At 54.2% G+C, this 15,262-nt stretch carries 11 protein-coding genes; 3 read left to right on the top strand and 8 right to left on the bottom strand.

All coding sequences use genetic code 11. The features are described from left to right. Positions 1 to 3: 3 nt before the first annotated feature. Genes wzc through K8W53_RS08550 form a run of 3 tightly spaced genes read right to left on the bottom strand, consistent with a single transcriptional unit; the run spans position 4 to position 3,754 of the window. Positions 4 to 2,163 carry a tyrosine-protein kinase Wzc gene (gene wzc, locus K8W53_RS08560; protein ID WP_000137220.1) on the bottom strand — a complete coding sequence of 720 codons (2,160 nt, stop codon included), beginning with the start codon at positions 2,161 to 2,163 and terminating at the stop codon, positions 4 to 6. Continuing rightward, the gene (gene wzb, locus K8W53_RS08555; protein ID WP_000482224.1) at positions 2,160 to 2,609 is read right to left on the bottom strand and encodes a low molecular weight protein-tyrosine-phosphatase Wzb; all 450 of its coding nucleotides are present in this window, start codon (positions 2,607 to 2,609) and stop codon (positions 2,160 to 2,162) included. The genes wzc and wzb overlap by 4 nt, the downstream gene beginning before the upstream one ends. A 5-nt stretch (positions 2,610 to 2,614) precedes the next feature. Beyond that, positions 2,615 to 3,754: a polysaccharide export protein gene (locus tag K8W53_RS08550; protein WP_000978077.1), complete on the bottom strand. Its 1,140-nt coding sequence runs from the start codon at positions 3,752 to 3,754 to the stop codon at positions 2,615 to 2,617. Between the two features lie 674 nt (positions 3,755 to 4,428). On the opposite strand from K8W53_RS08550, the gene K8W53_RS08545 reads away from it, so the two are divergent. Continuing rightward, the gene (locus tag K8W53_RS08545) at positions 4,429 to 6,009 is read left to right on the top strand and encodes a TerC family protein (RefSeq protein WP_000454714.1); all 1,581 of its coding nucleotides are present in this window, start codon (positions 4,429 to 4,431) and stop codon (positions 6,007 to 6,009) included. Between the two features lie 85 nt (positions 6,010 to 6,094). On the opposite strand, the gene asmA is transcribed toward K8W53_RS08545, so the two are convergent. From asmA to udk, 3 genes are all read right to left on the bottom strand, one after another. Further along, complete coding sequence (asmA, locus tag K8W53_RS08540) at positions 6,095 to 7,951, bottom strand: outer membrane assembly protein AsmA (RefSeq protein ID WP_023224533.1); 1,857 nt, start codon at positions 7,949 to 7,951, stop codon at positions 6,095 to 6,097. A gap of 38 nt (positions 7,952 to 7,989) precedes the next feature. Continuing rightward, the gene (gene dcd, locus K8W53_RS08535; RefSeq protein WP_001234783.1) at positions 7,990 to 8,571 is read right to left on the bottom strand and encodes a dCTP deaminase; all 582 of its coding nucleotides are present in this window, start codon (positions 8,569 to 8,571) and stop codon (positions 7,990 to 7,992) included. Positions 8,572 to 8,661: 90 nt separating this feature from the next. Beyond that, positions 8,662 to 9,303, bottom strand: a complete 642-nt coding sequence (gene udk, locus K8W53_RS08530; RefSeq protein ID WP_000132082.1) for a uridine kinase — start codon at positions 9,301 to 9,303, stop codon at positions 8,662 to 8,664. Positions 9,304 to 9,633: 330 nt separating this feature from the next. On the opposite strand from udk, the gene K8W53_RS08525 reads away from it, so the two are divergent. Next, positions 9,634 to 12,624, top strand: coding sequence for an MASE1 domain-containing protein (locus tag K8W53_RS08525; protein WP_052939430.1), 2,991 nt, complete (start codon positions 9,634 to 9,636; stop codon positions 12,622 to 12,624). Here K8W53_RS08525 and alkA read toward each other — a convergent pair. Then, the gene (alkA, locus tag K8W53_RS08520) at positions 12,592 to 13,461 is read right to left on the bottom strand and encodes a DNA-3-methyladenine glycosylase 2 (RefSeq protein WP_023224531.1); all 870 of its coding nucleotides are present in this window, start codon (positions 13,459 to 13,461) and stop codon (positions 12,592 to 12,594) included. The two genes, K8W53_RS08525 and alkA, sit on opposite strands and share 33 nt — an antisense overlap. Before the next feature lie 133 nt (positions 13,462 to 13,594). Between alkA and yegD the strand changes: the two genes are divergently transcribed. Further along, positions 13,595 to 14,947, top strand: coding sequence for a molecular chaperone (yegD, locus tag K8W53_RS08515; RefSeq protein WP_000469637.1), 1,353 nt, complete (start codon positions 13,595 to 13,597; stop codon positions 14,945 to 14,947). Between the two features lie 95 nt (positions 14,948 to 15,042). On the opposite strand, the gene K8W53_RS08510 is transcribed toward yegD, so the two are convergent. Further along, complete coding sequence (locus tag K8W53_RS08510) at positions 15,043 to 15,102, bottom strand: type I toxin-antitoxin system Ibs family toxin (RefSeq protein WP_105887528.1); 60 nt, start codon at positions 15,100 to 15,102, stop codon at positions 15,043 to 15,045. Positions 15,103 to 15,262 lie beyond the last annotated feature (160 nt).

Below are 15,262 nucleotides of genomic sequence, written 5' to 3'. Positions count from 1 at the left end.
TTTTTATTTGGAATCTGACTGGTATTCATACTCGTAATAGCCATAATCCTGGTAGCCCGTCGCCCGGCGGAAAATGGAGTTGAGAATGACGCCTTTGACCTGAATGCCATTCTGGTCAAAACGGCTCAGACTGGTTTCCACCTCTTTTAAAGTGTTGACGGCATAACGCGCCACCATCAGCGTCGTCCCGACGTGACGACCCACAATCGCGGCGTCCGTCACGGCCAGAATCGGCGGCGTGTCGATTAATACCAGGTCGTAGCGGCTGCTTGCCCAAGCGATCAGCTCGCCGAAGCGCTCGCTCATCAGCAATTCCGATGGATTAGGCGGTACCTGACCGCGCGGAATAAGATCAAAATTAGCGATCGCCGTGGGTTTCGCGCAGGAGGCTATCTCGCCTTTGCCCGCCAGAATGTCAGATAAGCCGTCCACGTTATTGGTGCCGAGCAGTTCATGGGTGTAGCCTTTGCGCATATCGCAGTCGATCAGTAATACCCGTTTATGCGTCTGGCTGATGACGGCCGCCAGGTTGGCGCAAACAAAGGTTTTGCCGATAGAGGGGCTGACGCCTGTGAGCATGAGTACATTATTTTGCGCCTGCATCATGGCGAAATGCAGGCTGGTGCGCAGGCTGCGAATCGCCTCAATCGCCAGATCGGTCGGATTGCCCACCGCCAACAGTTGGCTCTGCTTATAACGCTTAATCCCTTTAATGGTTTTGACGCTATCACGCGCTTTTTGCCATTCCGACAGCGGAATACTGGCATAGACGCTGATCCCGTGCTCCTCCAGCGCCTGCGGGCTTTCGATACCGCGATTAAACAGTGAGCGCAGCAGCACGCCGACAATCGATAACATTAATCCCAGAATAATGCTGCCGAGAATAATCAACGCCTTTTTCGGCTTCAGCACGCCCGGCTGGGTAATCGCCGGGTCAACGATGCGCACGTCGCCAACGGTGCTGGCTTCGGTGATTTTCAGCTCCTGCTGTTTATTAAGCAGTTGCATATAGACCTGCTGGCCGGACTCCACATCGCGGGTCAAACGCACAATCTCCTGCTGGGTTTTCGGCATTGCCGTCACCCGCCCGTTCAGTTTGGCTTTTTCATCTTCCAGCGCTTTACGTTTTTCCAGCAGGGTGCGGTAAGCCGGATGCGCTTTGGTAAAGAGCTTGGAAATTTCCGCCTCTTTAAACGTCAACTCATTCAACTGGGCGTCGATATTAACCATCGAATCGAGCACCGCCTTCGCCTCCAGCGGTAAATCCACCGAGTCTTTATCCTGGCGGAAAGCGTTTAGCTTGTTTTCCGCCACATCCAGACGGCTGCGGACTTCCGGCAGTTGTTTTGCCAGAAACGCCAGGCTCTTCCCCGCCTCTTCAGATTTCCGCGCAATATCCTGTTGCAGATAGTTACGGGTAATACTGTTGAGAATTTCGCGGATCTGGTCGCGATCCTCTCCCGTGAACGTCAGGCTCAGAACGCCGGTATCTTTGCCGGTTTCCGTTACGGTGAGGTTATTTTGCAGGTTATTAATCATGCCAAGCGTTGAGAATTTACTCACCGTAAATTCTGTATCAGGACGGGCGTCAATCGCCTCTACCTGCATCGTCACGCCGTCTTTATTGAGTGGCTGGCCCACAACGCCCTGCGCGCTAAATCCGCCGTCGCTGACTAACTGATAACGTTTGTCGCCCAGCACTTTGAGGGTGAAGATCTGTCCGCTCATCGTCTCTGGTCGGGTGAATGTCGTGACTTTCACCATTTCATTGTGACGTCCCATCAGCCGTTCCCACCCGGCGCCAAAGAGCGGAAAGGTGTTTTTGGTGACGGCAATATCCAGATCCAGATCGTCAACGGTCTTCCCCAGCACCAGGCGCGATCGAATGAGCTGAATTTCCGCATCGGAAGCCGGCGGCTTATTCGCTAATGCGCTGTTGATATCCTGTACCAGCGAATTACCGGCGTTTTGTTCAATCTGCACCAGCGCATCGGCGCTATAGATGGGCGTGGCGAAGAACGTATAAATTACCGCGCACAGCGCAAATATGGCCGTCGTCCCCAACACCCACCAACGCGCTTCAATCACCGTTCCGACCAGACGCCCGATATCGATTTCATCGCTACCCGTAACCGCCGCAGATTGTTTTACTTTTTCTGTCATGGTTTTCCCTGCTCTGCATTCAGTGCCTGCGCCCACTGGCGGGCAGACCTTTCCAGTAATGTGTACACCGCCTCAAACGCATCGCGGCTTTTGCGATACGGGTCCGGTATTTCACGCTCGCTGTCCCAGTGACCAAACAGCATTACCTTGCCGCGCATTTCCGGCGCAATGTCGCACAGGGCGGCGATGTGACGTTTCTCCATCGTCAGAATCAGGTCATATTCCCGGCACAGACGCGCGGAAATTTGCCTTGCGCAGTGATTTTCCAAAGACAGATCGTGGGCGCTCGCCACGCTCGCCGCCGCAGGATCGGCTCCTTTGCCGACCAGCGCGCCTAACCCGGCGGACGCAACCGTCAGCGAGGGATGAAAGCGCTTTAGCAAACGTTCTGCCGTCGGGGAACGGCAAACATTCCCCACACAGACCACTAAAATTTTGTTAAACATAACGATTACCAGGAATGAATGTCGCTGGCCGTATCCGTCATATAACGGACACCGCTAATGGTCGGCAGCAACTGATTGATCAGACGGTTCCAGCGAGCAACCGGCGCGGTCGTGACGTACACCACATCGTAAGGCTGAAGTCGGAATTCCGTCGCCATCACCAATGACGTGGCGTCAGACATATCAAGCTGGTAGATATTGGCGATCTTGCCGCCGCGTCCCCCCTCGCCTTTCAACGGACGAATCACAAAAATGCCGCTGGCGTTGGAGGTGGTCAGATCGATGCCTTCCGCATTGCCTAATGCTTCGGTGAGCGTCATGCCGCTGAAATCCATTTTGAGGGTGCTCTGTTTTTTCACTTCGCCCATGACAAAGACTTTCAGATCGTCATTGCGCGGCACATACAGAATGTCGCCAGGGTAGAGCAAGCGGTTCTGGCTAAGATCGCCATTTTGCATCAGCGCCTGTAGCGAAATGCGCTGTTCTTTGCCGTTGTGCGTCAACACGACGTTGCGCCAGTCCGCCATATCGGTCAGACCGCCCGCGGCGTTAATCGCATCCAGGACGGTTAGCGGTACGTTAGTAATGGCCTGCTGACCGGATTTATTCACCTGGCCGGAGATATACGCTTTTTGCGAGCGGAAAGCGGCGATATTGACATCCACCTGCGGGTCCGCGATGTACTTCGCTAAACGCCCGGTAATATCGCTGCGAATCTCTGACAAAGTTTTACCGACGACGCTAACCTTGCCAATGTAGGGATAAAACATGGTGCCGTCCGGCTGTACCCAGTTGCCGGTATCGCTTGAGCTACGGTACTGGCCTGCTGGCGTGGTCAATTCCGGGTGATCCCAGACGGTGACATTCAGCACATCGCCAGGCCCGACGCGATACTGATAGCTGGCGATCTCCTGGTCCAGCGACATATTCGGTTGCGCGACATTGGGCCGCGGGCGTAATTGCTCAACCAACCGTGGCGTCAGCGGATACACATTGACCATCCGGTCGAGATCAAAGTCAGCGTCTTGCTGTTTGATCACATCTTTCCCCATAGTAGACATATTGCTGCCCGGAAGTACTGTGCAACCACTTATCAAGCTGAGCGACGCCAATAATGGCATCAATTTCATTTTGGATTTCATCATTGATTATTTATCACTTTGGCAGAGTCATTATCCTGTGCAATTTAAATAGCGGCTTCGTCCGTGCACATTTACCTTGCAGTTAATGGCAGAGAAAATTAACTGGCATCATTCTGAAAAAAAATCAATTCATCCGCAGGCTATTGACAGAATAATAAAGGCTTATATTCAGGCTTTCAGGCACGCTACCGCCCCTGGCTTTTTAGCTACCAATACACTGATTATTCTAAATTTTCGCATTCCCCTCCGATTTCATCCTCGTTCAGATAAAAATCTTCAGCGAAATAAAGGTTACGTATTAATAGTTTTCTCGATGTCGTGACAGGATATTTAAGAGCGCTATCTTAATCCTGCAAGAATTGTTGCAGCTAACCTAATGACAGGCAAGGTAACAAACCCGCCATTCTATATTTTTAAGATTAATATTAAATGAATTAACAGATGATTTTAGGATTTTATTGATGTTGACAATATTTATTTACCCCACTCCACCTGCGATATTTCCTAAATATATTCTTGACATTATTTAGTTTCCGACAGAAACATTACGGCTATTTTAAAGTTATTTTATAGCCGCGTAACAAAGATAAATTGCTCTGCGGCATTGCATTTTTCCGCCGTATTATCCATGATCGAATTGTGACAATTGTCATATTACAGAAGGTATTGCTCTTACTATGGAATGGATTGCCGATCCGTCAATCTGGGCCGGACTGGTGACGTTAATCGTTATCGAACTTGTTCTCGGCATTGATAACCTGGTCTTTATTGCCATCCTCGCTGAAAAACTACCGCCGGGGCAGCGCGACCGCGCGCGCATTACCGGCCTGATACTGGCGATGATCATGCGCCTGCTGCTGCTGGCGTCAATCTCGTGGCTGGTCACCTTGACTAAGCCGCTCTTTAGCGTACAGGCGTTAAGCTTCAGCGCCCGCGATCTGATTATGCTGTTTGGCGGCTTCTTCCTGCTCTTTAAAGCCACCATGGAGCTCAACGAACGGCTGGAAGGGAAAGATAGCGCCAACCCTACCCAGCGTAAGGGGGCGAAATTCTGGGCGGTGGTCGCGCAAATTGTGGTGCTGGACGCTATCTTTTCTCTCGACTCCGTGATTACCGCCGTGGGGATGGTCGATCACCTGGCGGTCATGATGGCGGCAGTGATAATCGCCATTAGCCTGATGCTGCTCGCCAGCAAGTCACTGACCCGATTTGTGAACAACCATCCCACCATTGTCATTTTGTGTCTTAGCTTCTTGCTAATGATCGGCTTTAGCCTGGTGGCGGAAGGGTTTGGTTTCCATATTCCGAAAGGGTATCTGTACGCGGCTATCGGCTTCTCGGTGATGATCGAGGCGCTCAACCAACTGGCTATTTTTAACCGCCGCCGTTTTCTTTCCGCTAACCATACGCTGCGCCAGCGCACAACGGAGGCCGTGATGCGGCTGATTAGCGGTAAAAAAGAGGATGCCGAACTGGATGCGGAAACCGCTGCGATGCTGGCAGACCATGACGACAGCCAGATTTTTAATCCGCAGGAGCGCAGGATGATCGAGCGGGTGCTGAATCTCAACCAGCGCACCGTAAGTAGCATCATGACGTCGCGTCATGATATCGAGCATATCGATCTCAACGCGCCGGAAGCGGAAATCCGCGCTCTGCTGGAAAAGAACCAGCATACGCGTCTGGTCGTGACGGGTGAAAATGAACAGGAAGATTTACTCGGCGTCGTCCACGTCATCGATCTGTTGCAACAATCGCTGCGCGGCGAACCGCTCAACCTGCGGGCGCTGATTCGCCAACCGCTGGTTTTCCCGGAAACATTGCCGCTGCTGCCTGCGCTGGAGCAGTTCCGTAACGCCAGAACCCATTTTGCCTTTGTCGTAGATGAGTTTGGCTCGGTTGAAGGCATTGTGACATTAAGCGATGTCATGGAGACTATTGCCGGTAATCTGCCGAATGAAGTCGAGGAAATTGACGCCCGCCACGATATTCAGAAGAACCCGGACGGTTCCTGGACAGCAAACGGCCATATGCCGCTGGAGGATTTGGTGCAGTACGTGCCGCTACCGCTGGATGAAAAACGGGAATACCATACGATTGCCGGATTATTGATGGAATATTTGCAGCGCATACCGCAAACCGGTGAAGAGGTTCAGGTGGGCGATTATTTGCTGAAAACATTGCAGGTAGAAAGCCATCGAGTGCAGAAAGTGCAGTTAATTCCGCTGCATAACGGCGAGCCAGACTCGGAGATGTAACGTCTGTTCGCCTGCCCCGGCCTGCTTACCAGGCAGGCCGGAGGCGCGTTAGCCTCGCCATCCGGCTCTGCCCTTTGGCCAAAAACTACAGCTTATTCAGCAGCTTCTTCACATCTTTACCGTTGCGGGTATCTTTATTGCGATCCGCCCAGTCGTTGAGCCGACGCTTCGCCTCATCCTGTAAATGCTTGCGCAATAACTGATCCACTTGCAGGGTATAGTTCAGCTCCTGCCACTTGCCATAGACGCGCAGCGGCACCGGCGTCTCTTTCAGGAAGGTGATCAGGTTGCTATCGCCGTTCCAGCCGCCCAGCACACGCAGATTAAATTGCGTATCACAGCTCTGCTTAACCAGATCCAGCGTTCCGCTGCCGGTTAACGCCAGCATAGAAGATTGCCCGACCATGTCGTCGAGCGTCAGCGTGCCCTTATTTAGCGTCAGATCGGTCGTGAAGCGATCCAGTCGGGTCGCGTTGTCCATATTTTCCTGCGACTGCTGCGCGTCGCCGCCGCTTCGCTCTACGGCCTGCTGCACCAGTTGCTGGAAATTCATTCCTTCGAGGCGCGTATTGCTCATGTCAACATGCGCTTTTCCTTTCCAGCTATGGCGAAATGCCTCTGCGTCAATATCCGCCCCGGAGAAATCGCCAACCAGCGACATCTTACCGGTCAGGCTAATCGGATAATTGAAGGCTTTCAGGATAGTCCCAATCTCAACATGGTTGAGGCGAGGGTGGAATTCGATGCGCGGACTGGCGGTGCGGGCGTCCAGCGTGCCGGGCAGCGACATCTCTCCGTCGGCCAGTTTCCCCTGCAACTCGGTGATATCCAGCAATCCGGCCTGATTAGACATCTTCGTCGAAACCTGGGTAAAGTCCATTCCCCGCCAGCGAACTGAATCCGCCTGTAAAGCAATCTCCGCCGTAAAGCTTTGCAGCCCCTGATAAGGCGGCGCACCAACACGCGACGCGATAACTGGCCTGGTCAGGGGGAGCGTATTTTGCCCCTGCGACACCGCGCCGCCTGTCTGAGCCACGGCGCTATGATGCGGCAACAGGTTGTCCAGATTAAGCTTGCTGGACCGGAGGTCAATTTGCCATTCCGGCTGCTCCGCCAACGTTACCTGAACATGCCCGGTCAGCGAACTGTCATTCGCCGTTAAATTTAAGTGGTTAAATGAAAGACGTTTTTGCGCCTCCTGCCACTGCGCCTGTAATTGTCCCTGCCCCTCAATCCCCTGCGCCGGTAGATCCGCGCCCTGCAATTGCCAGCGCAGTTGCTCAATACCCGCGGTTAAATTATGCGGATAATCGGAAGCATCCACCGTTCCGCTGAATGATAAAGCAAGATCCCGCTGATCGCGGTTCACGCGTCCCGAAAAATCAAACGTGCCGCGATGCTCGGCATCTTGTTCCATATTCAGACGAATATCGCGCACCGTGACCTGATCATCATTTTCATGCTGGAAAACCAGCACGCTGTCGGCAACGCGCAGGCTACGAATATCAAACGACCAGCCGCGATCTTCCGCTACGTCCGGCAAGGTATTATCTTTCGGCGCGACCGGCGCATCATCGCTGCGTACCGCTTCCGTTTGCGGCGTCAGTTGAATCACCCCGCCCTTCAGCATCACCTGCTTAACATGAAGCTGATGACTCAACAGCGGCCATAAAGCGACATCCAGGCGCATATTGTCAGCCCGCACCAGCGGTTCGCTGGCGCCTCGCGCCGTTAGCGTCATTCGCCCGGAAAGGATGCTGAGTTGCGGCCATACGTGCCAGCGCAGCGGCCCGTCCAGTTGCAACTGATATTCACTACGCGCGGCAACCTGCTGCACCATATAGGCGCGGAAATCATTCGGATTGACCAACAATACCAACGCAGAGAATCCGGCCACCAGCACGACCAGGAGAATCATCAGCGTCGTCAGAAATCGTCTCATGCTACCCTCAATGGACCGGCAGTATTGCGCCGAATGGCTCAGTCTTTATCAATCCGGCTGGCGACAGCGCCCTGCTGATCGCGATATTTGGCATCCTGACGGCGGTTATAAGGCCGCGCCGCCGGGCCGGACAGCGGCTCAAAGCTCAGCGCGCCGATGAGCATACCCGGACGCAACGCCAGCGGCAGCTTCCCGGAGTTGTAAAACTCAAGCACAATGCAGCCCGACCAGCCGGGATCGATACGGTGCGCCGTCACATGCACCATCAGTCCCAAACGCGCCAGCGAGGAACGACCATCCAGCCAGCCCACTAAATCCGGCGGCAGGGTAACGGATTCAAAGGTAACGGCCAGCGCCAACTCGCCCGGATGCAGATAAAATGCCTCGCCGTCCGGCAAAACGATTTCATCGCTCATCACGCGATCCAGCGCCGCGCTGACCTCATCTTTCGGCCCGCTCAGATCGATAAACGCCGCCGTATGGCCACGGAAGGTTCGAAATTTATTGCCAAGACGTACATCGACCGTCGCGCCGTTAATGCGCTCTACGGGAGGTCGCGGGGTGATAGACAAACGGCCTTCATCCAGCCAGGCTTCAATATCTCGGTCGCATAAACGCATGGCACTTTCTCCTTTCGCGCATCAAGCCCTTAAATCAAGCACATCAAGGGCTAACCAGGTTATCACTGAACGGTACACAATTCGCCAGATTTATTCAAAGAACTGGCTGATTTTCGCTTTCAGAATATCAATAGCGATGCGGTTTTTACCGCCGCGCGGCACGATAATATCCGCATATTGTTTGGAAGGCTCAATAAATTGCAGGAACATCGGACGCACCGTTTTCTGATATTGCGCCATCACCGAATCCATTGAGCGACCACGCTCGTTCACATCGCGTTTGATACGGCGCATCAAACAGATATCCAGCGGCGTATCGACAAAAATAGAGAAGTTCATCTCTTCACGCAAACGCGCGTCGGTCAGTAACAGAATACCTTCAAGAATAATCACTTTCTTCGGTTCTACGCGAACCGTTTCCTGCATACGGGTATGCTCAACATAACTGTATACCGGTAATTCAATCGCCGAACCGCGCTTGAGCGCCTGAAGATGCTGAAATAGCAGGCTGTGATCCATCGCATTCGGATGGTCATAGTTAGTTTTTACGCGTTCTTCCATCGACAGATGGCTTTGATCTTTGTAATAACTGTCTTCGGGAATAACGCCAATATGTTCGTCACCCACTTGTTCACGCAATTCGCGGTAAAGGGTACTGGCAATAAGACTCTTGCCGGAAGCCGATGCGCCAGCGATACCGATAATGACGCACTGATGAGACTGATCAGTCATAAATTTAGCGACCTGATTAACCTGGATGTAAGGAAGGGGGGCGCCGAAACGCCAAACGCGGCAATTATAGGGATTTCAGCAGCGCGATACCAGTCCGGCGCTATGCCACGGTGAATTTGTTGGCGGCGCATTCGACGTCGCGACGTAAAAGCGTTCAGTTTTAACGCGGGCAGCGGTTTTATCGACCCGTCTGGAGGAGGAATACGCCGGGAGCCACAATTTATATTCAGCCAGCGTATAAATCATTACGCGTTTATACTAGCATAATCACAGAGTAAACTGACGCGTCCGGTATTCCGCGACGTTACCGGCGATTCGGATAGAGTGGTAATGAGTAAACCATCCCAACATGTTTTCGTTACCGTCCCCCACCCGCTATTGCGTCTGGTCAGTTTAGGCCTGGTCGCGTTTGTCTTTACGCTCTTTTCGCTCGTATTATCGCGTGTCGGCACCCAACTCGCGCCGCTGTGGTTCCCCACCTCCATTATGATGGTCGCGTTTTACCGCCATGCGGGCCGTCTGTGGCCAGGGATCGCGGTCGCCTGCTCGCTCGGCAGCATCGGCGCCTCACTGACTTTATTTCCTGCCGCCTCGCTTAACTTTAGCTGGACGGCAATAAATATTATCGAGGCGGCCACTGGCGCGATACTGCTGCGAAAACTGCTCCCCAGCTACAACCCCTTACAAAATTTGAATGACTGGTTTCGTCTGGCTATCGGCAGCGCCGTGATTCCGCCGCTACTCGGCGGCATGTTATTTTGGCTGATAGCGCCGGAAGCGGTCGCCTCGAAAGCGTTTCTGATTTGGGTATTATCGGAAGCCATCGGCGCGCTGACGCTGGTACCGTTAGGTTTACTGTTTAAACCACACTATCTATTGCGTCATCGCGACCCGCATCTGTTGCTGGAAACGCTATTGACGCTGGTCATTACACTGGCGCTAAGCTGGCTCGCTATGCGCTATATTCCGTGGCCGTTTACGTGCGTTATCGTCCTGTTGATGTGGAGTGCGGTGCGCCTGCCGCGAATGGAGGCGTTTTTAATTTTTTTAGCTACCGTTATCGTGGTCTCGCTCATGCTGGCCAATGACCCCACGCTGCTCGCCACGCCGAAAACCGACGTGATGGTCAATATGCCGTGGCTGCCTTTTTTAATGATCCTGCTGCCTGCCAATATGATGACGATGGTGATGTACGCGTTTCGCACGGAACGCAAACATATCACCGAGAGCGAATCCCGCTTTCGCAACGCGATGGAGTATTCCGCCATTGGTATGGCGCTGGTCGGTACGGAGGGTCAGTGGCTACAGGTCAATAAATCTCTGAGCCATTTTCTTGGCTATAGCCAGGATGAATTACGCACGATGACATTTCAGCAATTGACCTGGCCGGAAGACCTGAATAACGACCTTGAACAGCTAAACATGCTGGTGCGCGGCGACATCAATAGCTATTCCATGGAAAAACGCTACTACACCCGCAACGGCGATGTCGTCTGGGCGCTGCTGGCCGTCTCACTGGTTCGTCATAAAGACAATAAACCTCTCTATTTTATTGCTCAGATTGAAGACATTAACGATCTCAAGCAAAGCGAGCAGGAAAACCAGCGGTTGATGGAGCGTATTACACAGGCGAACGAGGCGCTGTTTCAGGAAAAAGAACGGTTGCACATCACGCTTGACTCTATCGGAGAAGCGGTGGTGTGTATTGATGTCGCGATGAATATCACCTTTATGAACCCGATCGCCGAGAAGATGAGCGGCTGGCGGCAAGAGGATGCTTTAGGCGCGCCATTATTAACGGTTCTGCGCATTACGTCAGGTGATAAGGGGCCGCTGCTGGAGGATATTTATCGCGCCGACAGGTCGCGATCGGACATGGAACAGGAGATAGTGCTCCATTGTCATAACGGCGGCAGCTACGATATTCATTACAGTATCACGCCGCTCAGTACGCTTGACGGCGATAAGATTGGTTCGGTTCTGGTTATCCAGGACGTTACCGAATCACGAAAAATGTTACGCCAGCTCAGCTACAGCGCAACGCATGACGCCCTCACCCATCTTGCCAACCGCGCCAGTTTTGAAAAACAGCTTCAACAGCGCCTGCAAACAATACAGGAATCGCCTCAACATCATGCGCTGGTGTTTATCGATCTGGACCGTTTTAAAGCGGTTAACGACAGCGCGGGACATGCCGCCGGCGATGCCTTATTGCGCGAGCTCGCGTCACTGATGCTCAGTATGCTTCGATCCGGCGATCTTCTGGCCCGTCTGGGTGGCGATGAGTTTGGCCTGTTGCTGCCGGATTGTAATAGTGACAGCGCGCGTTTTATCGTGACGCGGCTTATCAACGCCGTTAATGAATATCACTTTATGTGGGAAGGACGCCTGCATCGGATCGGCGCCAGCGCCGGGATCACAATGATAAATGAACATAACTGCCAGCTCACAGAGGTCGTGTCTCAGGCCGATATAGCCTGCTACGCCGCGAAAAATAGCGGTCGCGGCCGTCTGACCGTGTACGAACCGCAGCACGCATTAACCTCCTCAAAGGGAATGATGCCGCTGGAAGAACAGTGGCATATGATTAAAAATAACCACCTGCTGATGCTTGCCAGAAACGTCGCGCCGCCGCGTACGCCGGAGGCCACCAGCTTTTGGCTGGTCTCACTCAGGCTGTGGACCAGCGAAGGGGAAGTGTTGGAAGAGCGCGCGTTCCGGGCAGGGTTAGCCGACTCCGCGCTGCATCACGCGCTTGACCGACGGGTATTCCATGAGTTTTTCCACCATGCGGCGACCGCCGTCGCCAGCAAGGGATTAAGCGTTGCGCTGCCGCTGTCCGCCGCGGGATTATACAGCGCGACCCTTATTGATGAGCTGCTGGAACAACTGGAGCATAGCCCACTGCCGCCACGGTTATTACATCTGATTATCCCGGCTGACGTTATCGTTAAGCAGGCGCAGACCGCCGCTGCGACTCTGCGAAAACTGCGGCAACGCGGCTGCCAGGTGATTCTCAGCCATGTCGGGCGCGATTTACAGCTGTTTAATTTACTGCCCCCGCATATCGTCGATTATTTACTGCTGGATAGCGACCTTATCGCCAACGTTCATGAAAGTTTAATGGATGAAATGCTGACCTCGATCATCCAGGGACACGCCCAGCATCTGGACATCAAAACGCTCGCCGGGCCGGTACAAAATCCACAGGTGCTGGATACGCTCTCCCGTATTGGCGTGGATCTGATTTATGGCGACACTATCGCCGAAGCGCAACCGCTGGATTTGTTACTGAATACCAGCTATTTCGCTATCCATTGACGGTTGCCAGCCGTGGGTATACCAGATATGCAGTAGCGCGTAGGAACGCCACGGTTTCCAGCGCTCCGCGTAGCGACGGATCTGCGCGGCCGTCATCCCGGCAAAGCGCTGCTTAATTAAGTAATCATCGGGCAAAAAGATATCTTTTGCCTGCCAACCGCGCAGGGCGAAATAGTTCGCCGTCCAGCGGCCAATTCCCGGAAACGTTTGTAAATTTTTAACGCTCTGCTCAATATCCGGCGGCGCGGCGAGCGCCAGTTTTCCCGCCAGCGTCGCCTGCGCCAGATGAATCAGCGCTTCGGCGCGCCGCAGAGGCATCCCCAGAGCTTTAAGCGCCAGCGGATCGGCCAACGCCAGCGTTTCCGGACCGGGAAAACAGACATAATCGGGCGCATCCGGCAACGCCTCGCCATAGCGGCGCGCCACTTTCGCTGTCAACCTGGCCGCCATCGCGACACTCACCAGTTGCCCCAATATCGCCCGCACGCCTTGTTCAAACGTATCAACCGATCCCGGTAAACGCAGCCCCGGTCTGTCCTCGCCCAGTGGCCCCAGCACGGCGGCAACCTGCGCGGGCTGGCAGTCAAGATCAAACAGACGCGAAACCTTCGCCAGACACGCCGGCGCGACGGGAAGTAATCCGGCGCTCACGCTGACCTGCACAGTGTGGGTGGGCAGATTGGGCCTCACGCTGACCAGTCCGCGATGCTCGCCCACCACCAGGCTGCGCGCATAAAAGCCCTCGCCTACCGTTTCCACGCCGTCCACCGCACGCGCGGCAAGAAAGCCCAACATCCACGACCAGTCGTAAGGCGGCTGCCAGCTCAGGGTAAACATACTTTTCTCCTTTATTTGACCTTTCAGCATAAACGCTAATCGCACGTAACGCCTTGCTTTCATATTCCAGTTGTCGCCGCGACGACATTTCGCTAAAGTCACGCCCCTTCTTCACTGGCATGGGGATTTTAAGGTGTTTATCGGATTTGATTACGGTACGGCAAACTGCTCGGTCGCCATTATGCGCGACGGGCATCCACAGTTGCTGACAATGGAGAATAACAGCGTATTACTGCCGTCTATGCTGTGCGCGCCGACGCGCGAAGCGGTGAGCGAGTGGCTGTATCGCCATCATGATGTGCCGGCAACGGACGAAGAAACCCAGGCGCTGCTGCGCCGCGCGATACGCTACAACCGCGAGGAAGATATTGAGGTTGGCGCGCAAAGCGTACAGTTTGGTCTGGCGTCGCTGGCGCACTATATTGACGATCCCCAGGAGGTCTGGTTTGTCAAATCGCCGAAATCCTTTTTAGGCGCCAGCGGCCTGAAACCGCAGCAGGTCGCGCTGTTTGAAGATTTAGTCTGCGCCATGATGGTACATATTCGTCATACGGCGCACAGCCAATTGCCGGAGGCCATTACCCAGGCGGTGATCGGTCGCCCGATCAACTTTCAGGGACTGGGCGGCGATGACGCGAACCGCCAGGCGCAGGGTATTCTGGAGCGGGCGGCAAAACGCGCCGGTTTTCAGGAGGTGGTATTCCAGTATGAACCGGTTGCGGCGGGCCTGGACTACGAGGCTACGCTGCGGGAAGAGAAGCGTGTGCTGGTCGTGGATATTGGCGGCGGCACCACCGACTGCTCCATGCTGCTGATGGGGCCGCAGTGGCGTCAGCGCGCCGATCGTGAAAACAGCCTGTTGGGGCACAGCGGTTGCCGCGTGGGCGGAAACGATCTGGATATCGCGCTGGCCTTTAAAAATCTGATGCCTTTGCTGGGCATGGGCGGCGAAACCGAAAAAGGCATCGCCCTGCCGGTGCTGCCGTGGTGGAACGCCGTGGCGATTAACGACGTCCCGGCGCAAAGCGATTTTTACAGTAGCGCGAATGGTCGTCTGTTGAACGATTTGGTTCGCAACGCGCGTGAAGCAGACAAGGTCGCGTTGCTGCTCAAGGTCTGGCGTCAGCGGCTTAGCTACCGCCTGGTACGCTGCGCGGAAGAGAGCAAAATCGCCCTTTCCGGCCAGGCGGATGTTACGGCGAGGCTGCCATTTATCAGCGACGACCTGGCGGTCGCTATCAGCCAGCAAGGACTGGAAGCGGCGCTGGATCAACCGCTGACGCGTATTCTGGAACAGGTGCAACTGGCGCTGGACAGCGCGCAGGAAAAACCGGATGTCATCTATCTGACCGGCGGCAGCGCCCGTTCGCCATTGATTAAAAAAGCGCTTTCCGAACAGTTACCGGGCATACCCGTCGCTGGCGGCGATGATTTCGGCTCCGTCACCGCAGGACTGGCGCGCTGGGCGGAGGTCGTTTTCCGCTAAGCGCCTCGCAAGCCCAGCGCTGATGGATTGACATTATTCTTGATGTGGCTTAACGTCAGGAGTGAGGGTAAGGGAGGATTCCTCCCCCTGGTGTCTTAGTAAGCTGGTAGGCTAATCACTAAGAGTATCACCAGTATGATGACTACCTTCATCATAACCCTTTCCTTATTTTGGCCCCTTCCTCGGGAGGGGCTTTCCCGTTTCAGCGTCCTGCTGAAATCGGTGGCTTACCTTCATTGCCGTGCCGCCACTTTACCGCACTCCGGCGCGTTAACGATTTTCACCGATGAGAGTTGCGTAGCGCCTCGTAAAGCG

The sequence above is a fragment of the Salmonella sp. A29-2 genome (assembly GCF_020150755.1).
Lineage (GTDB): Bacteria > Pseudomonadota > Gammaproteobacteria > Enterobacterales > Enterobacteriaceae > Salmonella > Salmonella enterica.
The sequence above is the reverse complement of the archived record's forward strand: the minus strand, read 5'-3'. Positions and strand labels throughout refer to the sequence as shown.

Bases quoted from the DNA above. Each gene is read 5' to 3' on its own strand.
- udk (WP_000132082.1), bottom strand. From the start codon at position 9,303: ATGACTGATCAGTCTCATCAGTGCGTCATTATCGGTATCGCTGGCGCA.
- K8W53_RS08525 (WP_052939430.1), top strand. From the start codon at position 9,634: ATGAGTAAACCATCCCAACATGTTTTCGTTACCGTCCCCCACCCGCTA.
- alkA (WP_023224531.1), bottom strand. From the start codon at position 13,461: ATGTTTACCCTGAGCTGGCAGCCGCCTTACGACTGGTCGTGGATGTTG.
- K8W53_RS08545 (WP_000454714.1), top strand. From the start codon at position 4,429: ATGGAATGGATTGCCGATCCGTCAATCTGGGCCGGACTGGTGACGTTA.
- asmA (WP_023224533.1), bottom strand. From the start codon at position 7,951: ATGAGACGATTTCTGACGACGCTGATGATTCTCCTGGTCGTGCTGGTG.
- K8W53_RS08550 (WP_000978077.1), bottom strand. From the start codon at position 3,754: ATGATGAAATCCAAAATGAAATTGATGCCATTATTGGCGTCGCTCAGC.
- wzb (WP_000482224.1), bottom strand. From the start codon at position 2,609: ATGTTTAACAAAATTTTAGTGGTCTGTGTGGGGAATGTTTGCCGTTCC.
- wzc (WP_000137220.1), bottom strand. From the start codon at position 2,163: ATGACAGAAAAAGTAAAACAATCTGCGGCGGTTACGGGTAGCGATGAA.
- dcd (WP_001234783.1), bottom strand. From the start codon at position 8,571: ATGCGTTTATGCGACCGAGATATTGAAGCCTGGCTGGATGAAGGCCGT.